Annotated in this window: 17 protein-coding genes and 1 pseudogene; 7 read left to right on the top strand and 11 right to left on the bottom strand. The window is 65.5% G+C overall.

The window, feature by feature from the left end; all coding sequences use genetic code 11:
• Positions 1-75 precede the first annotated feature (75 nt).
• The 4 genes from ACQY4S_RS03495 to ACQY4S_RS03480 all read right to left on the bottom strand — a co-directional run bounded on the left by ACQY4S_RS03495 (position 76) and on the right by ACQY4S_RS03480 (position 3,875).
• A complete protein-coding gene (locus tag ACQY4S_RS03495) occupies positions 76-783 on the bottom strand; it encodes a CoA transferase subunit A (protein ID WP_428483809.1) in 708 nt (235 codons plus the stop codon).
• A 49-nt stretch (positions 784-832) separates the two neighbouring features.
• Positions 833-1,735: an SAM-dependent methyltransferase gene (locus tag ACQY4S_RS03490; protein WP_428483808.1), complete on the bottom strand. Its 903-nt coding sequence runs from the start codon at positions 1,733-1,735 to the stop codon at positions 833-835.
• Positions 1,732-2,088 (bottom strand): DUF423 domain-containing protein, encoded by a 357-nt coding sequence (locus tag ACQY4S_RS03485; RefSeq protein WP_428483807.1) that lies wholly within the window; start codon positions 2,086-2,088, stop codon positions 1,732-1,734. Before ACQY4S_RS03485 ends, ACQY4S_RS03490 begins: the two co-directional genes overlap by 4 nt.
• Before the next feature lie 191 nt (positions 2,089-2,279).
• A complete protein-coding gene (locus ACQY4S_RS03480) occupies positions 2,280-3,875 on the bottom strand; it encodes a 4-hydroxyphenylacetate 3-hydroxylase N-terminal domain-containing protein (protein ID WP_428483806.1) in 1,596 nt (531 codons plus the stop codon).
• Positions 3,876-4,012: 137 nt separating this feature from the next.
• On the opposite strand from ACQY4S_RS03480, the gene pip reads away from it, so the two are divergent.
• The 4 genes from pip (at position 4,013) to ACQY4S_RS03460 (ending at position 7,731) form a co-directional block, all read left to right on the top strand.
• A complete protein-coding gene (gene pip, locus ACQY4S_RS03475) occupies positions 4,013-4,963 on the top strand; it encodes a prolyl aminopeptidase (RefSeq protein ID WP_428483805.1) in 951 nt (316 codons plus the stop codon).
• 128 nt (positions 4,964-5,091) lie between these two features.
• A complete protein-coding gene (gene ltnD / locus ACQY4S_RS03470) occupies positions 5,092-5,985 on the top strand; it encodes an L-threonate dehydrogenase (RefSeq protein ID WP_428483804.1) in 894 nt (297 codons plus the stop codon).
• Positions 5,986-6,022: 37 nt separating this feature from the next.
• A complete protein-coding gene (locus ACQY4S_RS03465) occupies positions 6,023-6,907 on the top strand; it encodes a polysaccharide deacetylase family protein (protein WP_428483803.1) in 885 nt (294 codons plus the stop codon).
• Positions 6,904-7,731 carry an alpha/beta hydrolase gene (locus ACQY4S_RS03460; protein ID WP_428483802.1) on the top strand — a complete coding sequence of 276 codons (828 nt, stop codon included), beginning with the start codon at positions 6,904-6,906 and terminating at the stop codon, positions 7,729-7,731. Before ACQY4S_RS03465 ends, ACQY4S_RS03460 begins: the two co-directional genes overlap by 4 nt.
• Before the next feature lie 296 nt (positions 7,732-8,027).
• On the opposite strand, the gene ACQY4S_RS03455 is transcribed toward ACQY4S_RS03460, so the two are convergent.
• Complete coding sequence (locus tag ACQY4S_RS03455) at positions 8,028-8,717, bottom strand: 2-phosphosulfolactate phosphatase (RefSeq protein WP_428483801.1); 690 nt, start codon at positions 8,715-8,717, stop codon at positions 8,028-8,030.
• Between the two features lie 68 nt (positions 8,718-8,785).
• On the opposite strand from ACQY4S_RS03455, the gene ACQY4S_RS03450 reads away from it, so the two are divergent.
• From ACQY4S_RS03450 to ACQY4S_RS03440, 3 genes are all read left to right on the top strand, one after another.
• Positions 8,786-9,310 carry a 2'-5' RNA ligase family protein gene (locus ACQY4S_RS03450; RefSeq protein ID WP_428483800.1) on the top strand — a complete coding sequence of 175 codons (525 nt, stop codon included), beginning with the start codon at positions 8,786-8,788 and terminating at the stop codon, positions 9,308-9,310.
• 290 nt (positions 9,311-9,600) lie between these two features.
• Positions 9,601-9,891: a putative quinol monooxygenase gene (locus ACQY4S_RS03445; protein WP_428483799.1), complete on the top strand. Its 291-nt coding sequence runs from the start codon at positions 9,601-9,603 to the stop codon at positions 9,889-9,891.
• An 83-nt stretch (positions 9,892-9,974) separates the two neighbouring features.
• The gene (locus ACQY4S_RS03440; protein ID WP_428483798.1) at positions 9,975-10,610 is read left to right on the top strand and encodes a LysE family transporter; all 636 of its coding nucleotides are present in this window, start codon (positions 9,975-9,977) and stop codon (positions 10,608-10,610) included.
• Between the two features lie 198 nt (positions 10,611-10,808).
• Here the strand turns inward: ACQY4S_RS03440 and bchO are convergent, their stop codons facing one another.
• From bchO to ppsR, 6 genes and pseudogenes are all read right to left on the bottom strand, one after another.
• Positions 10,809-11,693, bottom strand: coding sequence for an alpha/beta fold hydrolase BchO (bchO, locus tag ACQY4S_RS03435; protein ID WP_428483797.1), 885 nt, complete (start codon positions 11,691-11,693; stop codon positions 10,809-10,811).
• On the bottom strand, positions 11,690-13,558 hold the full coding sequence (locus ACQY4S_RS03430; RefSeq protein ID WP_428483796.1) for a magnesium chelatase subunit D: 1,869 nt from the start codon (positions 13,556-13,558) through the stop codon (positions 11,690-11,692). The genes bchO and ACQY4S_RS03430 overlap by 4 nt, the downstream gene beginning before the upstream one ends.
• Positions 13,555-14,571, bottom strand: a complete 1,017-nt coding sequence (bchI, locus tag ACQY4S_RS03425; protein ID WP_428483795.1) for a magnesium chelatase ATPase subunit I — start codon at positions 14,569-14,571, stop codon at positions 13,555-13,557. Before bchI ends, ACQY4S_RS03430 begins: the two co-directional genes overlap by 4 nt.
• A gap of 117 nt (positions 14,572-14,688) precedes the next feature.
• Entirely contained in the window at positions 14,689-16,428 is a 1,740-nt protein-coding gene (locus ACQY4S_RS03420; RefSeq protein ID WP_428484629.1) for a GAF domain-containing protein, read from the bottom strand.
• Positions 16,429-16,617: 189 nt separating this feature from the next.
• A pseudogene (locus ACQY4S_RS03415) lies at positions 16,618-16,929 on the bottom strand (hypothetical protein); the annotation flags it as partial.
• A gap of 21 nt (positions 16,930-16,950) precedes the next feature.
• Positions 16,951-18,291 (bottom strand): transcriptional regulator PpsR, encoded by a 1,341-nt coding sequence (ppsR, locus tag ACQY4S_RS03410; RefSeq protein ID WP_428484628.1) that lies wholly within the window; start codon positions 18,289-18,291, stop codon positions 16,951-16,953.
• Positions 18,292-18,392: the final 101 nt, after the last annotated feature.

Here is an 18,392-nt window from a genome sequence, read left to right as displayed (position 1 = left end):
CCTTCAAGCGTGCCTTCACGCGATATGTTACACGCGCTCCCGCACGATATGTTAAATGCGCCTTTGCGAGGAACTTTAACCGCGCCTGCGCACGGTGCGTTGCTCGATCCGTTTGTCCACCGCGGTCAGCTTGACGATGCGGTTGACGAAGATGCCGGCGGTGATGATGTGGTCGGGGTCGATCTGACCGGGTTCCACCAGTTCCTCGACCTGTACCACCACGGCCTCGCCGGCGGTAGCCATGATCGGGTTGAAGTTCCGCGCGGTCTTCCGATAGACCAGATTACCCTCGGTGTCGGCCTTCCAGGCATGGATGATCGATAGGTCGGCGCGCAGCCCAAGCTCCTGCACATACAGCCGCCCATCGAATTCCTGCTGCGGCTTGCCTTCGGCGATTTGCGTGCCCGCGCCGGTGGCGGTGAAGAACGCCGGAATGCCCGCGCCGCCGGCCCGGATGCGTTCGGCCAGAGTGCCCTGCGGGTTGAACTCGATCTCCAGCTCCCCGGCCAGGTACTGCTTGGCGAAGGTGGCGTTTTCCCCGACGTAGGAGCTGATCATCTTGCGCACCTGCCTTGTCTGCAGCAGCAGGCCCAGCCCGGCATCGTCGATGCCGGCGTTGTTGGAGACGATGGTCAGGTTCTTCACCCCGCTGTCGCGGATCGTCTCGATCAGCGCGCCAGGGATGCCGCACAGGCCGAACCCGCCCGACATGATCGTCATGCCATCGTGCAGCAGGCCTGATAAGGCCGCCGTCGTGTCCGGATAGATCTTGTTGACCGCCATGGCCTCCCTCGACTTAAGGTCAGGTGCATCCTGCCGAACCGCCGGCCGATCAGCAAGCACTCCATAGGAAGGTCAGTTCGTGCTTGTTGTGGAACAGATGGACGACCTGACCACCCGGGATCGCGGCGAAGGCGTCGGCGGCATCGTGGTCGGTCGCACCCTGGAACTTCAGCGTGCAGACAATGTGGCTGGCCGTCCCGGCATTGATCCAGCGCCGCACCAGTGCCAGCAGCCGGTCCGGGTAGGCGATGACATCGCTGAACAGCCAGTCCACCGGCTCGACCGGCACGGCGAAGGCGCTGTCCAGGCGCTGGACGACACCGGCCATCGCTGCCACCGCGGGATCAAGCGGCGCCTTGTCCACCGCCGTCAGGTTCGCTCCCAGCCGAACCAGCGCCCAGGTCCAGCCGCCGGGCGAGGCGCCCAGATCGAGGCATCGCTCATCCGGCCGCGGAAACCGTCCAAACCTTGCCAGCGCCTCCCACAATTTCAGGTATGCCCTGCTTGGCGGCCCGATGTGGTCTTCGATGAAATGGCATTCTCCATTGACGAACGGGCTCGACTTGGTCGGACTGGCGAGCAGCCTGTCCTGGGCCAGCAGCGTCCACGCGCCCAGGTGCGACGTTGGCGCGGGCGCCGGAAAGGCAAGCGGTCGAGGCTTGACCGGCGGCAACCGCTGGCTGACCAGCGCCATGCGGCGATGATGCCCGGCGCTGTACGCCGCCCAGTTGCGCTGCACCGCCCGCAGCGCATCGGCGGCGGCCTTGACAGACGGCGCGTCAATTTCCCTCGGATCGGTCCAGGTATCCAGTGCCCAGGCGGATCGCATCGGCGGGTCGGGCGACAGTGCCAGCCGGCCGTGCCAGTGGCTGATGGTGACGCCGCGACGGCTCAGTTCCTCGGCCAGCGGCGTTTGCAAATCCTCGGCGGCGAGATAAGCGGCGCCTATCATCGGCTGCGTAAAGCCGACGCGCCCAGCAGCAGCCAGCCGATCATCAGCAAGATGCCGCCGGTCGGCGCCAGCAGGCCCCAGGACACGCCAGCCAGGCCTACCGAGTACACCGACCCGCAGAACAGCAGCAAGCCCACGGTGAATGCAGCGCCCGCCGCGTCAGCCAACACGCCGCCTCGCGGCGCCCACAGCCCGGTGCCGAAAAGCGCCAGTGCGTGCCAGCCCTGCATCTGGACGCCGCTGCCGACGATGCGTGCGGCGGTGGCGTCCACGATCCCGTGTGCCGCGAACGCCGCCATCGCCACCGCACCAAATCCCGCCAGCGAACCCAGTCCAATCCAGATACGCTGCATACGACAACCCTCATATGAGATGTGCACGAAGGCCCCGCGCCCAGAGCCTGCGCCGAGGGTCGGCGCATGCCATGACGGAAGACTGCCGGTGGCTAGGGCGTGCTTCTCTCTAGACACCAGCTATTCGCTTGGCCGTGGCAACGTCCCAGCCGCCGCGAGAAGGAAGAACGTTCCGCGGTTGTACGACGGCATTACCCACCGCCCCGCATCAAGTGGTAGCTCAGATCGCCCGGATCGCTCAGGTCCGGCACCGTCCAGCCGTTCAGATCGTATTCCGCCATGCATTGTTCGGCGAAGCCCATGAACGCCGCGGCGTTGCCCGAGGCCTGTGCCCCGAACAGGGCATAGCGCCGTATTTCCTCAGTGGAGCCGGCATAGTTGATCTCATACAACTCGTGCCGGCCGCCGAACTCCGAGGCGATGCTGTCCCACAGCAGCTTCATCAGCTTCACCCGCTGTTCGGCATCGACGCCGTTGGAACCGCGCAGATACTTGTCGAGATACGGTCGGATCGCCGGGCTTTGGAAATCGCGGGCGTGGCTGTTCAGGTAGATCAGGCCAGAGGCGACCGTTTGCTCGACGATGTATTTGATCTTGGTGTACGCGATCGTCGCGATGATCATGTACGCGTTGACAGGGTCCATGTTGGGCTGCACGTAGTCGCCGACCCACGGCTTTGGATCACGCACCATGGCGTCTGATAGACCCCAAAACAGGTTGCGCCAGGCGATCACCTCGCCAACGTTGGCCTGGACGCCGCGGTAGTCCTTGGTGCCGGACGCCTCGATCGCCTTCAGCAACAGGCCGGAGATGAAATCCAGCTTCACCGCCAGCCGGGTGCAGCCGTGCACGCCGAAGCGCGGCAGGAAGCCGGTGCGGGGGAAGAAATTGTTGGCCTTTTCCACGTCGCCATGGACGAAGACGTTTTCCCAGGGAACCAGGACCTCGTCCATGATGAAGATGGCGTCGTTCTCATCAAGTCGGCTGGACAGCGGATAGTCGAACGGGCTGCCCATCGCGGTGGCGGTCATCTCATAGGATGTGCGGCAGATGAACTTGATGCCGGGCGCGTTGGTCGGAACCATGAAGACCACGGCATAGGACCTGTCCTGCAGCGGGATCAGGCCGTGATGCGCGACGAAGGTGTAGTTCGTCAGCACCGAGCCGGTGGCGACGACCTTCGCACCGGACACGACGATGCCGGCATCGGTTTCCCGCACCACGTGGCAGCACACGTCGCTGATTTGATCAGGCGGCCGGTCGCGATCCACCGGCGGGTGGATGATCGCGTGGTTGATGAACGGCACCCGCTCCTGGCTGAATTTGTACCAATGCCGGGCATTGCACTGATACGGCTCGTAGAAGTCCGCATTGGCGCCGAGTGTGGCCAGGAATGCCGCCTTGTAGTCCGGCGACCGGCCAACCCAGCCATAGGTGATCCTGGCCCAGTCCGCGATCGCATCGCGCCCGGCGATCAGGTCTTCCATGGTCTTCGGCGCCTTGAAGAAGGCGTGCGTCATGCCGCCGTTGCCGGTATCGGTCGGCACCAGCAGCTTCGTTCGCCGAGCCGGATCGTGCATCGCATCGTACAGCCGAGCGATCATGCGCGCGGTGTTGCGAAAGGCCGGATGTTCGGTGACCTTGGCGACCCGCTCGCCATAGATATAGACCTCGCGTCCGTCATCGAGCGAGGCGAGGTATTCCGCCCCCGTCATCGGCCGCGTGGCGTCACATCGATCGGTCTGGTCCGGCCGCGCCGCGACCGCTTCCCTGACGAACTCCGGCATGTCGTTTTGCTCCCAACGGTTATTGTTGACGGGGACTATCACCCCGTTGCATTGCTCATCGCAACCGCCGGCGCTGTCGGCGCAAGTGACGAAACCCTGTTTCCCACTGCGCCGGCTTGGCTCTATCATGCCGCCCAATGCCCCGCGGCGACCTGTTCCCCGAGATCGGCCCATACGAGACCGGCTACATGCCGCTGTCCGGCGGTCATGTGATGTACTGGGAGCAGGCGGGCAACCCGAACGGCCGCCCGGCGCTGTTCCTGCATGGCGGCCCCGGCGCCGGCGCCGGCGCGGTGCACCGCCGCTTCTTCGATCCGCACTACTGGCGCATCGTGATCTTCGACCAGCGCGGCGCCGGCCGCTCCCGACCCCTCGGCGGCCTGCAACACAATACCACGCCCGACCTCGTCGCCGACATCGAGACGCTGCGCCGGCATCTCGCGATCGAGCGGTTCCTGCTGTTCGGCGGCTCCTGGGGCTCCACGCTTGCTCTGGCCTATGCCCAGACCCACCCCGATCGTGTCGCCGGCTGCGTACTGCGCGGCGTGTTCCTGGGACGCCCGCGTGAGGTCGAATGGTTCCTGCATGACATCCGGGCGGTATTTCCCGAAGCGCACGCCGCCTTCGCCGGCTTCCTGCCGGAGCATGAGCGGGCGGACCTGCTGGGCGCCTACCTGCGCCGGCTGACCAGTCCAGACCCATCCATGCATCTGCCCGCCGCCCGCGCCTGGTCGGTTTTCGAAGGCACCTGCAGCACCCTGCTGCCCAGCCCGGAAACCGTCACCGGCTTTTCCCATGATCGCACGGCGCTGGGCCTGGCACGGATCGAGGCATTCTACTTCGCCCACCGTCTGTTCCTGCCGCCCGAGGGCCTGCTCGGCCGGATGGACCGCATCGCCCGGATCCCGGCGGAGATCGTGCAGGGCCGCTACGACATGATTTGCCCCGCCACCACCGCCTTCGAACTGGCGGCGTCGTGGCGCAACGCCCGGATGACGATCGTGCCCGACGCCGGGCACTCCGCGCTGGAGCCAGGGATCAGGCGGGCACTGGTTGCGGCGGTCGAACGCTTCCGCGGCGGACGCTAGACCATGATCGTTCGAGGATGCATCAGAACAGCGTCCTATCCTGGCCTGGCCCGCTGTCCGATCGCGGAACTCGGGCCTGCTGACCGGCCAGACTCGGGCGATTGCGTTCTAGTAAAGGAGGGTTGTTCATGCGAGTGGGAGTCATCGGTCTGGGCAACATGGGCATGGGCGCCGCGCTCAACCTGCTGAAGAAGGGCCACGCTGTCACCGGTTGCGACCTGCGGGAGGACGCCCGTGCCGCTTTCACCGCCGCCGGCGGCACGGCGGTGGTCTCGCCCGACGCCCTGCCGACGGACCTGGAAGCGGTGGTCGTCTTCGTCATCAACGCCGAACAGACCGGGCAGGTGCTGTTCGGGGAGAAAGCCTGCCTGGCGCGGATGGAGAAGGGCGGCGTCGTGTTGTGCTGCGCCACCGTCGCACCAGAGGCCGCCCGCACGCTCGGCCGCCAGATCGAGGACGCCGGATTCCTGATGCTGGACTGCCCGGTGTCCGGCGGCTCGGTCGGCGCTCAGGCCGGGACGATGACGGTGATGGGATCAGGCTCGGAAGCCGCCTTCGCCAAGGCGGCACCGGTGCTGCAGGCAATCTCCACCAAGGTGTGGCGGCTGGGCGACCAGGTCGGTGTCGGCAGCACGGTGAAGATGGTCAACCAGTTGCTGGCCGGCGTCCACATCGCGACGGCGGCGGAGGCGCTGGCGCTCGGCATTCGAGCCGGAGCAGACCCAACCACGCTGTACAAGGTCATTTCGGAGTCGGCCGGCAGTTCCTGGATGTGGCAGAACCGCGTGCCGCATATCCTGGATGGCGACGACACGCCGTCCTCCGCGGTCAACATCTTTGTCAAGGATCTGGGCATCGTGCTGGACCAGGCGCGGGCGCTGACCTTCCCGCTGCCGCTGGCGGCGGCGGCGCATCAGTTGTTCCTGGCCGCCGCGGCGAACGGGCAGGGCTATAAGGACGATGCCTTCGTCATCCGGGTGTGGCAGGCGCTGACGGGGATTCCCCTGCCGGAGAAGACGTGAGCTTGAACGCCGCGTTCGCCGCGTTCATCATTGCCGCATGACAGATCTTTTAAAACCTGCCGAACGGCTGGATTACCTCGCTTCCATCGATCGTCCCCGGCTGGCCTTGCCGGACGGCAAGCGCGTTGCCGTCTTCCTGGTGGTGAATATCGAGCGCTGGGACATCGACCGCGCCATGCCGCGCCAGGCACTCAGCGCGCCGCAGGGTTCGGCGGTGGTGCCGGACGTGCCGAACTGGGCCTGGCACGAATACGGCATGCGGGTCGGCTTCTGGCGGCTGAAGGCGGCGCTGGACCTGCATGGCATCGCGCCGACCCTGGCGATCAACGGTGCGGTTCCCGCCGCCTATCCACGCGTGACGGAAGCCTGCCGCGATGCCGGATGGGAGTTCATGGTGCACGGCTACCATCAGATGGCCACGCATCTGGTGGAAGACCAGAGGGCGATGATCCACGACGCCATCGCGGCCCTTCGGCAGGCCGGCGGCCACGACCCCGTCGGCTGGCTCGCCCCTGGGCTGACCGAGACGCTGGACACGCCGGACCTGCTGGCGGAAGCCGGAATTCGTTACTGTGCCGACTGGGTGGTGGACGACCTGCCGTGCGCCATCCGCACCCGGCACGGGCCGCTGCTGACAATGCCCTACAGCGTGGAGCTGAACGACATCCCGATCATGATGATCCAGCATCACCGCGCCGAGGAACTCTACGACCGCAGCATCGCGCAGTTCGAGCGACTGTACCAGGAAGCCGAGGACGACGGGGCCAAGGTCATGGGCCTCGCGGTGCATCCCTATATCAGCGGCGTGCCGCACCGCATCGGCTGGTTTGAGCGGGCGCTCGCGCACATGGCGAGCCGCCCCGGCACGCTGTTCTGGCAGGGCCGGCAGATCATGGACTGGTATCTGCGGGCGACAGCATGAGCTTCATGGCGCAATGGGGCCGGCTATCGCGGGCGGAGCGTGACGCGGCCTACAACAACCCCGCCGCGGTGACCGATAGTCCGGTGCTGAACGCGGCGCGGGAGGTCGCGTCGTCAGTGTTCCGTTCCACCAACGGGATGCATCTTGATCTGCGCTACGGCATGCGGGAGCGGAACACCTGGGACCTGTTCCCGGTCGCCAATCCCGGCGCACCCTGCATCGTGTTCATCCACGGCGGCTACTGGCAACGCAATGCCAAGGAACAGTTTTCCAACCTGATCGCCGGGCCCCACGCGCGGGGATGGGCGGCGGCCCTGCCGGGATATACGCTCGCGCCGGATGCGTCCTTGAGCGAGATCGTCGGGGAAATCCGTGCCGCATTGGACTGGCTGGGGGCACACGGACCGGCGCATGGCATTGACGGGCCGGTCGTGCTGTCCGGATGGTCGGCCGGCGGGCATCTAACGGCGATGTGCCTGGATCATTCGCTGGTAAAGGCGGGGCTGGCGATCTCCGGCATCTTCGAACTCGGACCGATGAGGGACACGTATCTGAATGAAAAGCTGCAACTGACCGAGCAGGAAATCGTTTCTTTGTCGCCGATGCGGCTGCGGCCGGTGAACAAGCCGTTGGCGATCGCCTATGGGACGGCGGAGTTGCCGCCGCTGGTGTCTGACAGCCGGGACCTGCACGCGCGGCGGGCGGCGGCGCATCTGCCGGGTGCGTTGATCCCCGTCCCAGGGGCGAACCATTTTACCATCGTGCATGAGTTGCGGGACCAGGATGGCATCTTGACGCGGCAACTGCCGTTGTTGTTGGGGTAGATCTACTGTTCTGCCGTCGATTTCCGAAAGCTCGGAATGAGGAATACGACGGGCAGCAAGAACACGACGTTGCAACCAGCACATGAAGTGCGCCGAGGCATGACCGGATCCGGATCTTTGCAACGATCTGCCTGAATCTGCTACTTCCTGACATATGCGAGGGTCGTTTAACCGGCAAGAATATTTTCACTGACAAGACTTCCGTATTGTGAAGTCAAGCAACTGGCATATCGATATTGCAATAGAACAGAATTGCTCCATGGTGATCGCACCGTCGTCAGGCGGTTGTTCTCGCTCTACCGCGCGTCGATGCGGGCGACTGGCCGACCATCCTCGGTCCGAACCCTAACTGCGAAGGCGTAACGGTCGACATCCAGGGCGATGTCCACGTCTTCCGGATGCAAATGCAGGCGTGCTGGATCATTAAAACGTGCAATTTCGCCACCTGCCCAAATCAATTGGCGTACAGCTTCAACCTGTCCAGGCCGCCCTTCCAACAGGTTACGCAGGTGGAGCGCGCATAATTCATCCTCATCGGTTCTCTTGATCCCGTTGTCGCCCATGGCAACCAACGAGATCTTACCAACTCCGGCTGAAGCCAACGCCTGCGCCGTTGCCCTCGCGGTGACCAGAGCCGCGGCATAGAGCCATTCCGCCCCTGCTGCCGCGACGACACCCTGGGTACCGGCACTGGTTCGCTGGATGATTGTCTTTCCACCGAAATCAATCCGCGACACCTCAAAAGGCGAATTCCCGAAATCAAATCCGGCCGGCATAAAGCCGCGGACCTCACCCATGCAGACATGCCCAACACCCTTGCCGCGCAGCGTGAGCGCTTCCTCACTTGTAGTTACCATCACGATCTTTGACGCGCCGTTCGCCAGGACGACGGCGGCCGTCGTGAACGCTCGGAAGACGTCGATGATGGCGACCGCGCCGACCGCCAGTCTGGCGCCTTCGAGAAGGCTTCGTACGACAACGTCCATGGCTGTTTCTGATGTCCCGATTCGGATTGCACATCATGATGGGCTAAACCTTGCTTATGCCATTTGCCATGACACTCCGGTTCGATTCGATCTGTGCTGCCTCGGTCGAGGAGATGTGGCGGATTCTGGCCAAGGACTCCATTGATACTGGCCTTTATCACCTATGTTACCCGCCACATATCACACTCGCGATCTTTCCAGACGAGGTTTCTGGCGAGGTGCTTCAGGCCGCATTTGCACAGATCACGGCCGTCTGGCAGGCTCTGCCAGTCACCTTGAACGGTCTTGGCATTTTTCCCGGATCGCCGTCAGTTCTTTGGGCCGTTCCTGTTGTCACGCGCGAGTTGCTCGATCTGCATGCAATGGTATGCGACACGTTGCCGGACGTGACGATCCATCCGCATTATCAGCCGAGCTTTTGGATACCGCACGTTACATTATCACGCGCAGTTGAAAATCCAGACCGCGCGATCGCGGCTCTGCTGCCCGGATGGCATTCCATTTCCGGATTTCTGGATCAGGCGGATCTTGTGCGTTTTCATCCTCTCGAGGTTGTGCAGAGTCAGGCATTGTTTAAGGTCTCCTGCGGTTGATGCCGGAGACGAGCTTTGAACTGTTATGGGGAGATCTTGACGCATCCGATTGCCCACCTTGGATGGCGCCGTTGCTGTAAAAGAATATTCGCTAGCGCGTTTTGAACAGACTTGCTTGAATACTTGCCTAATTCGGACCTTCTCTTAGCCTTCACGGATGCTGGATTATTCGTCCGCGAAATGGTAAAACGTCCCACTGATGGCGAAACAAGCCGTGTCTTGGTGGATGCTTGACAGGCGGTGATGCCGGATCGCTACTTCTAGCTATCGTGCGGTGAAAGGAAGCTACCATGTCAGTCCGCCTCGTCGTCACATTGACCGCTGCGCCGGGAAAGGGCACCGATTTCGCGCAGGTGTTCAAGAACCGGTGTGTGGAGGTCATGAAAGAGCCGGGTTGCGAGCAGTTCGAGGTGTTCCAGAGCGTGATAGATCCCGACAAGCTGGCATTGCTGGAGCTTTGGGCCGACCAGGCCGCTCTGGACGAGCATGCAAAGCTCAATGCCACGCGCGCGCCGATACCAGCCGGGCTGCGAGTGGGAATGGGCGAACGGGAAGATTACGCCTATAACCGAACCCGGTAGTGGCAGGCGCGTCGTAGTTTGGTTCAGCGATCGCCAACGCTCCGCACCGTCGTGCAGGACTACATCTTAACAAGCTTATGTTGATGTCTATTCATCAATATACCGTCGTGCTGGGTGCCCTCGCGGTCCTATGGCTAGCCGCATTGGTCGCGCCGGGACCCGACTTCCTGCTCGTCATCCGCCTGTCGATCACGCAGGGACGGGCAGCGGCGATCAGCGCCGCGCTTGGCATAGCGGCCGGCATTGCCGCGTGGGGTGTGGCGGGGTTCTTTGGCATTCGCGCCATGTTCGTGGCCTCACCCTGGCTTTACGTCGCCTTCAAGGTTGGCGGCGGTGCCTACCTGATGCTGCTGGGATTCCGCCTTCTGGTGAGTAGCTGGAGACCCACGGTATCGCGGCATCAGGCCACCGGGCCCGGCCCTGTCGGACACCCATTCCGTCTGGGCCTGCTGACCAATCTCGCCAATCCCAAGGCGCCGCTTTTTGTCTCCAGCCTGTTCGCCGCGACGCTGCCCGCGCATTCACCGGCGATGCTTGGTGTGGCAGCCGTCGGTCTGATGTTCGCGCTCACTGTCATCTGGTACGTTCTCGTGGCGCGCGTGCTGACCATCCGGCGTGTGGCCGATGCCTTCGGCAGAGCGCGACGCTGGATTGATCGCGCCGCCGGCCTCGCGTTCATCGGCTTCGGCACCAGGCTGATGCTGGATCGTTCCGCATAGGTCCGGCGCGGATGATGACAAGCCGCCGAAGCCGAACCGCCGCCCGACAGCACCGACATCGACAAGCACTCGGAGTTCGGCGAGTTGGCCACGGTCCGTTGTCAAGCAGGCGCCGCCGACCAGCCGGGTGGCCCGCTCACCGCAAAAACAGCCGTGCTACGGCATCGCTGATCGCACTGCTGATGCCCCTGGAAATGATCACCTGGACGGGTCTTGCGGCAGCAGCCTGTTGAGCAAAGCGATGATCTCATCCGGCCGTTCCTCATGCGCGAGATGCCCCAGTCCACGCAGGGAAAACAACTCCGCCTTCGGCACCAGGGCGCGCACGCGATAGGCTTCGCCGGACGGCACCATGCCGTCGTTGCTGCCAGTGACCAGCACCAGCCGCGTTGCCAGCCGCGGCAGGTCGCGCACCAGCGGGCGCAGGTCCCAGTTCGCCATCAGCGCCAGGGCGCCTTGCACATGACCGGGATTTGCCACCAGACGGGCATACAATCGCTGGCCCTCCGGATCGATCCGCGACCCGGTCGAGCGCAGCAGCCGCTCCACCGAGGGGCGAGAGCCAGCGAACAAGGTGACCGCCCGGGCGGCGAGGCTTGAGCTTGCCAACAGCCGCGCCGCCGGGCCGAAAAAATCGTTGGTCATCCCTGGAAAAGGCAGCAGCGCGCCATTCAGGCTCACCACGGCGGCGGGCGAGATGGTGCCGTCCAGGCACATCCGTGCCGCCACCGCGGCGCCGGCGGAGTGGCCGGCCACCAGCACCGGCGAGATCCCCAATGCGCCGAGGAGGGCGGTCATTCCCCGCGCCACGCCGGGCAGCGAATAGCCGGCGGGCGATCGCGGCGCGCCGGTGAAGCCGTGACCCGGCAGATCGGGCGCCACCACGGTGCACCTCTCGGCCAGCACGGGCGCCATGGTCCGCCAGGAATGCGCGGACGCGCCGGTGCCGTGGATCAGCAGCACCGCCGGACCGCTCCCGATGACCTGGACATGCCAGCGCAGACCATCGGCCTGGATAAAGCGGCTGGCCGCGCGATGCGGCCAGTCGCGGCCGTCCCGCTCCCAGTTCAGCCGGTTGCTCATGCGGCGGCGGCGGATCGCACGGCGCGCGACAACGCCGAGGCGTCGGCATAAGGCAGCGGGACGTAGTGCGCCCGCATCGTCTCGGCCAGGCGACGGGCAAAGGGGTTTGGGCGGGGCGAGGTGTCCACCAAAAGGGTCGCGACACCGGCGGCGCGGAGGGCGCGGGCGCTCTCCAGCGCCTCGGCTTCGGCACGCGGCCGGCCGCCGCTGCCGTCGCGGGCGATGTTGGCCCGCGCGTCGGTCAGCAGGGTGATCACCGCTGTGCGGCCGGTCCGGCGGATCGTATCAGCCAGTGCGGCGGCCGCATCGATGCCGGCCGCGAGCGGGGTCGGACCGCCGCCTGGCAAACCGGCCAGGCTGCGCTTCGCCCGCAGCAGCGATCCAGTCGGCGGCAGCAGCACGGTGGCGCCGCGGCCACGGAAGGCAATCAAGGCAACCTGGTCCCGCCGCACATAGCAATCCGCCAGCAGCAGTTCCACCGCGCCCTTTGCCTCGTTCAAGCGCTGCATGGCGGCGGAACCGGAGGCGTCCACCGCGAATACCGTCGTGGTGCCGATGCGCTGGCGAAAGCGGATGATGCGGAAGTCCTCACGCCGGACCTCGAACCGCGTCATCGTGGCAGAGGCCGTGCCGCTGCCGGGATGGCGGCGCAGGGCCTGCCAGGGAGCGGCGGCCTTCAGGGTTTCCAGCAGATGCAGCCGCGCGCCATTCTTCGGGTCGCCCTGGCGCGTGCCGATCGGCCGTCCGCGCTTTGTGCTGGCCTTCATTTGCCCGGCGCGGCCGGGCGCGCGGGCCAAGCCGCGACCGCCGTCCGGCCGCGCCAGTCTGGCCAGCAGATCGGGCGGCAGGGCGGCGAGCGCGGCTTGCAGAACCACATCGGCGAGCGGCTGGTCCGGCATCGTGTCCGGATCGGACGGGTCGTCGTCCGGATCGGACGGTGGTCGGTCGTCTTGATCAGACCGATTGTCATCGTCCTGCGGATCCGGTTCGGTGTCGGGCTCCGGCTGCTCCGCGTCACGCGGTGGCGGAAAACGGGTGGCGCGGGAGACGAAGACCAGCCGGGCGGCAAGGCCGAGATCGGTGTCGGTTGCCTCGGTCCGTTCGTCCAGCGCGGCGGCAATGCGTGCCGCGTGCAAAGCGAGCAGAGGGGCCCGAAGGGAATCGATGCCAAGCGCCAGGGCGGCGCCGCAGAGGGCTTGGGCCGCGTCGGGAATGATGCGGCGGGCGGGAGGCACGGAGATAACATCGTCGGGAAGGCCCGCGGCCATGACGCGGCGGGCGACTGCCAGATCAGCAGGCGTCCATGGCCGGTCGCCGATGTCGCGGACCGAGACATCGGTCAGATCCAGATGGAACGCCAGCCGATCCAGCAGCGATGTGGGCGGACGCTCGTCGGGGTCGGCACCCTCGTCCAGCGCGACGATGCCGAACCGGGTCGGCAGCAGGCATGGCAGTCCCTCGCGCTGCAACGTCACCGCTCGGTCGTCCAGCGCCGCACGCAGCCGCGCCGCCGTCGCAGGCTCGATCCGTTCGGCCATCGCCAGCAGCAGCACACCGCCGTCGGCCTCGGCCAGCAGACCCCTTTGCGCGATCGGCCGGTTGGCCTGCAAGGTGGCGGCCAGATCCAGGCCGCCGAGCAGCCGATCGTCCCCGGCATGCAGGGGCAGCCGCCGCAACGGCATATCCGGCGGCAGGGCCTGCTTCAGCAGCGACAGCCAATGATCGCGTACGGTCCCGGCTCCAGCGCGCAGCGAAATCCCACCCAGGCCGGCCGGATCAATGGCGAACAGCGCCAGTGCTCGCACCGCGTCGGCCCAGATGGCCGCACCACGACCGGCCGAACCGCTGGCAGCCGAACCGTTCATGCGCCGAACAGTTCCTCGACCGCGCGCGTCACGCGCGTGCTGGCGATCGCCTCATCCAGCGGGTTGCGGCGCAGCCGGTGGCTGAGGACCATCGGCGCGACCCGGCGCAGATGGCTGTCGCCGATCGCCTCGTCACCATCCAGGCTGGCGACGGCGCGGGCGGCGCGGATCAGCGTCAGTTCCCCGCGCAGCCCATCGGTGCCGAGCGCCATGCAGAGCCGGGCGGCGCGTTCCAGTGAGGTGTCCGAGACCACCAGGTCGGGCAGGCGGGCGCGGGCATCAATGATGCGGCGCCGCAGCTTGTCTCGCGGTTTTTTCCAGACCTCGGCGAACCCCACCGGATCGCGTTCAAAACTGTCGCGCCGGCGCACGACGTCGATCCGGGTCGGCAGGTCGGCCGGCGTGCGCACCTCCACCGCCAAGCCGAAGCGGTCCAGAAGCTGTGGCCGCAGTTCGCCTTCCTCTGGATTGCCACTGCCGATCAGCACGAAGCGGGCCGGGTGGCGGATGCTCAGTCCCTCACGCTCCACGACGTTCTCACCCGATGCGGCGACGTCCAGCAGCAGGTCGACCAGATGGTCCTCCAGCAGGTTGACCTCGTCGATGTAGAGAAAGCCGCGGTTGGCGCGTGCCAACAAACCCGGTTCGAACACCTTGGTTCCGGTCAGCGCGCGTTCCAGGTCAAGTGCGCCGACCACCCGGTCCTCGGTGGCGCCAAGTGGCATGTCGACGACCGGGACGGGTGCGGTGATGCTCTTGCCCTTGCCGGCGGCGCGGCAGTCGGCGCACCAGGAATCCGGCGCGGCCGGATCGCATTGGTAGCGGCAGCCCTGCATCACCCTCATCGGCGGCAGCAGCGCGGCGAGCGCCCGGACCGTGGTAGACTTGCCGGTGCCGCGATCGCCAAACACCAGCACGCCGCCGATACCTGGATCGACCGCCGCGACCAGCATCGCGAGCTTCATGTCGTCCTGTCCGACAATGGCGGCGAAGGGGAAGACCGGGCGGCTCATTAGACCGATGCTACGCGGTGCTTGCGCCGGCCCGGGCAAGCCAAGCGATGACGGTGGCAAAACGGAGTAATCTGGTTGGTTCGCACGCGCACTTTATCCGGGGCGGACGAGGCAGGGTCAAGCCTTGCTCGAACGCCTGTCAGGCTGATCCGACAGCGCGGCCTCGTCGCCGCGCCGATCCTTTGCCCAGCGCGTCGCGTGCCAGACCAGATAGCGCAGAATCTCGGCTGTCCGGGCGACCGAGGCGCGCACCGCTTCCAGCATCTCCGGCATGCGCGCGGTATCCACACGGTCGGTGATTTCCAATGCGGCGAGCTGCGCGTTCTCCACAATCTTCGCCAGCAGGTTGCGGAACATCAGGTCGGCCTTGGAGTCGAGCTGGCCGGAAGACGGCGGACGCTGCTGGATCACACCTTCCTGAAAGCGCCGGCGCGCCGTCTCGGCCGCCTTGCGCTCGGTCAGATCGGTGAACAGCAGCACGAAGCCCAGCGTGCGGTCCGGTCCGGTGAACACCGGGTCGGCGCGGACCAGCAGCGGCGTCCCGGCTTCGCCCAGGCCAGCGATGCGGACCTCGCCGCGCCAGGCACGCCGGTGTTGCACAAGGTCCTGGAACCGACCCTGGGCTTCCTCTGGATCGCTCAGCAGCGCCAGCAGGTCGGCAACCCGCTCAAGCCGGCTCATGGCGGCGGGCAGCAACGCGGCAAAGGCGGCATTCATCTTCAGGATGCGGCCGCCCGCGTCGGCGATCACCACCGGCTGGCTGGCATGCTGGACCTGACGACGCACCTGATCGAGCTGGTCCTCGGCGAACAGCATGCGCACGGCGCGGAACTGCATGATCACGTCGCTGACCGAATCGCCGATCAGGCGCGCCGCGGCGAGGTCGGCATCGTTCCAGGCATCGGCGGTGCCTTCAACGAGCTGATGCCATTGCGCGAATGACCGCCGTGGCGACAGGTTGGCGGGATTGTCAGCCGGCGAGTTGGGCTTAAAGGGATTGCCGCCCCAGGTAACGGTGCGGACACGCTCCGGCCGCAGCCAGATCAGGTACTCCCCTGGCGTGCTGGATACCGGCACCGCCAGCAGGCCGCTGGCGATCGGCGTCAGCGCGGTAAAGGCAGGCGCATCATCGGCGAGGCAGGTGGTGGCAATCAGTTCGGCGTCGGGGCCGGCGGCACGCGGCTGCATGTCCAGCCAACGGCCGATATCGCGCAGTGCCGATGTCGCCGGCACGTCGCCGACGCTCAGTACCTCGTTTTCGAACAGCAGCGCCGCGCCGGTGGCCTGGACCGGCTCCAGCAATGCGCGCGAGCCGTCGAACAGCGCGCCGCGCCAGTCACCTTCCTGCGAAATCGCACGGATCATGCGCTGTTCCAGCCGGCGGACAGACAGTTCGGCCTGCGCCCTGGAGAAACTTTCCAGCGCTGCGATCCGTGTGGCGACCGCCTCGGCGAGCAGTTCGCAAACCGCCCTGATTTCAAAATGAATGAAACGAGGCACATAGTGATGGCAGGAGATCAGCCCCCACAGCTTGCCACCAACCAGCAGCGACACCGCCAGCGTCGCGCGCACCCCCATGTTTTTCAGGTACTGGACGTGAATCGGGGAAACACTGCGCAGGAAGCACAACGACATGTCGAGCTCTTCGCCAGTGATCGGCGACAGCCTCGGCGTCAGGGGGACGGACGCGTATTCGACGTCAACCAGCACCCGCACCCGGTTTCGTTCATAGAGCCTGCGGGCAATGTGCGGGATGTCGGTCGCCGGGTAGCGGTTGCCGAGATAGGCTTCCAGCGCCGGTTCCCGCTTTTCGGAGAACACCTCGCCATGGCCATGGTCATCAAAACGATAGACCATCACCCGATCATAGCCGGTCAGGGCCTTGAAGATGCGTGCGGTTTCATCGCAAAGCGCGCGCGGGGTGGCGGCGGCCATGATGGCCTGCAAGCCTTTTTCCAACAGAGCGGAGAGATCGACAACCGGACCGGCCGGCTCCAGTTCGATGATCAGGCCGCCGCCGGCCGGACGATGAATCAGGCTGTCGAAGGCGCGCGGCGGATGACCGACATGGCACCGGACACCACGCGCCACTTCCAGCAGGGAATCGGGCAAATGCGGGATGAGATGTGCCGCAAGGTCACCGCCGACCTCGTCAAGGCGGCGGCCCACGATATCCTGCTCGATGCCAAGGAAAGCGGCCGCGTTCTCGCTGGCCTGGACAATGACGTTGTCCTGCTCCCGCAGGTAGAGCAGCGCACCGTGCGGCTGGATTGATCCCGCGAGGTGGATCTGCTCCCGCTCACAATTCGAAAGATCTGCCTCTCCAAAGGCCGGCGACGAGACCGCACGGGTCAGCAAAGCAAGCCCCCCACATAGCGCTTATTTATTAGTTATGTCGGCACCTGACTTTGCATGCCCCTCCATTTCATATTGAGCAAGCTTTTTATAGAATCCCTGACGGCTCAGCCCCAGAATCTCGGCCGCTGCGGTACGATTGCCTTCAACAAGTTCCAGCGCCGCACTGATATAATGCCGTTCGACCAGACCAACGGCGTCCTTTACAAGATCGCGCAGCGAGGTCTTCTCGTGCTGCTCGATCACCGCGGCCAGCGCGGCTTGCAGGCTTGCCGCACCGTCATCCGATGGCAGCTTTCGGCCGACGTCACGCAGCAGCAGTGCGATGTGGCTCGACTGCCCCGCGGTGTTGCCGACCGCGGCGATTTCCACCTCGGTTTCCGCGCCAAGCTCGCCTTGGATGCTGGTGCCGAACCGGCGCACGCTGCCATGCCGATTAAGGTTGGCGAACAGCACGGTCAGGTCGGCGCCGGGACGCGACAGCCAGCGGCCGAGACGTTCATGCAGGACAGCACCTTCCGCGCCGACCTGCACCAGATCGAGGAAGGCCCGATTGGTTCGCAGGATCACCCCGTTGCGATCTATCACGGCGAAGGCGTCCGGCAGGCGGTCGATGAAGTCGTCGGACGAGATCGGCTCCCGCCGGACCTCCGGCGGTTCGATGCCGTTGGCGGGGGCGAGCTGGATCATGAACATCTGGCCAGGCTCGCCGGCCATCAACGTCGCGCGCGCGATCCAGGCCTCACGCCCAGCTCCGAGATGCAGCAGCGTGCCGGGGGCGCGTCCGCTTTGCCGCACCCGCTGCAGCATCGCCTGGAACGGCTCACGATCCTCGGCGTTCATTTCCAACAGGAGCTGACGGCCGCGGGCAAAGCCGAGCGCCCGGATCGCGGCCGGATTGGCCTCGATGATGCGCAGCATGTCGGCGCTGAGCAGCAGCACCGCCTCGTTCGAGGCATCGAACAGGACGCGATAGCGGGTCTCGACCTCCCGCAACTTCCAGTAGTCCTGCTCCATCGCCTGCTGCGCGGCAATCAGACGGGACTGCAGTTCGGCCACCGCCTTGAGGTTGCGCCCGATCGCGATCAGACCGGCTTTCCCGCCAAGACGGACCGTAGTGTACTCCATCGGGAGTTCAAGGCCGCTGGGGAAACGCTGGTTGACCTGACGAAACGCCGAGACGCCACGTTCGCGGGCGTCTTCCACCATCCGCAAGACCTTGCCGCCGCCGCTGTCGGCGATGGTGTCCGTCCAGGCGCGGCCGCGCCAGTCCTCTCCGATTTCCTCGGACACGTCGTTGGAGAGCGTCACGTGCTGAATGACACCGTCCAGATCAAGGATAAGGGTGACGTCAGGTTGGGCGATATGAACGCCCGAGAGGACTGCTGCGCTAATTGTACCCTCCTGGGGACAATGATGTCTTTAGGTGGGTGTCATAGCATGGTTTACATCGGCCCGGCAGCCAA

The organism is Rhodopila sp. (assembly GCF_965276935.1).
In the GTDB taxonomy this organism is placed as follows: Bacteria; Pseudomonadota; Alphaproteobacteria; order Acetobacterales; family Acetobacteraceae; genus Rhodopila.
Note: the sequence above shows the minus strand (reverse complement) of the source record. Positions and strands in the feature narration are given on the sequence as shown.

Coding starts and splice junctions, on each gene's coding strand:
- ACQY4S_RS03495 (WP_428483809.1), bottom strand. CDS start 783: ATGGCGGTCAACAAGATCTATCCGGACACGACGGCGGCCTTATCAGGC.
- ACQY4S_RS03490 (WP_428483808.1), bottom strand. CDS start 1,735: ATGATAGGCGCCGCTTATCTCGCCGCCGAGGATTTGCAAACGCCGCTG.
- ACQY4S_RS03485 (WP_428483807.1), bottom strand. CDS start 2,088: ATGCAGCGTATCTGGATTGGACTGGGTTCGCTGGCGGGATTTGGTGCG.
- ACQY4S_RS03480 (WP_428483806.1), bottom strand. CDS start 3,875: ATGCCGGAGTTCGTCAGGGAAGCGGTCGCGGCGCGGCCGGACCAGACC.
- pip (WP_428483805.1), top strand. CDS start 4,013: ATGCCCCGCGGCGACCTGTTCCCCGAGATCGGCCCATACGAGACCGGC.
- ltnD (WP_428483804.1), top strand. CDS start 5,092: ATGCGAGTGGGAGTCATCGGTCTGGGCAACATGGGCATGGGCGCCGCG.
- ACQY4S_RS03465 (WP_428483803.1), top strand. CDS start 6,023: ATGACAGATCTTTTAAAACCTGCCGAACGGCTGGATTACCTCGCTTCC.
- ACQY4S_RS03460 (WP_428483802.1), top strand. CDS start 6,904: ATGAGCTTCATGGCGCAATGGGGCCGGCTATCGCGGGCGGAGCGTGAC.
- ACQY4S_RS03455 (WP_428483801.1), bottom strand. CDS start 8,717: ATGGACGTTGTCGTACGAAGCCTTCTCGAAGGCGCCAGACTGGCGGTC.
- ACQY4S_RS03450 (WP_428483800.1), top strand. CDS start 8,786: ATGACACTCCGGTTCGATTCGATCTGTGCTGCCTCGGTCGAGGAGATG.
- ACQY4S_RS03445 (WP_428483799.1), top strand. CDS start 9,601: ATGTCAGTCCGCCTCGTCGTCACATTGACCGCTGCGCCGGGAAAGGGC.
- ACQY4S_RS03440 (WP_428483798.1), top strand. CDS start 9,975: ATGTCTATTCATCAATATACCGTCGTGCTGGGTGCCCTCGCGGTCCTA.
- bchO (WP_428483797.1), bottom strand. CDS start 11,693: ATGAGCAACCGGCTGAACTGGGAGCGGGACGGCCGCGACTGGCCGCAT.
- ACQY4S_RS03430 (WP_428483796.1), bottom strand. CDS start 13,558: ATGAACGGTTCGGCTGCCAGCGGTTCGGCCGGTCGTGGTGCGGCCATC.
- bchI (WP_428483795.1), bottom strand. CDS start 14,571: ATGAGCCGCCCGGTCTTCCCCTTCGCCGCCATTGTCGGACAGGACGAC.
- ACQY4S_RS03420 (WP_428484629.1), bottom strand. CDS start 16,428: ATGGTCTATCGTTTTGATGACCATGGCCATGGCGAGGTGTTCTCCGAA.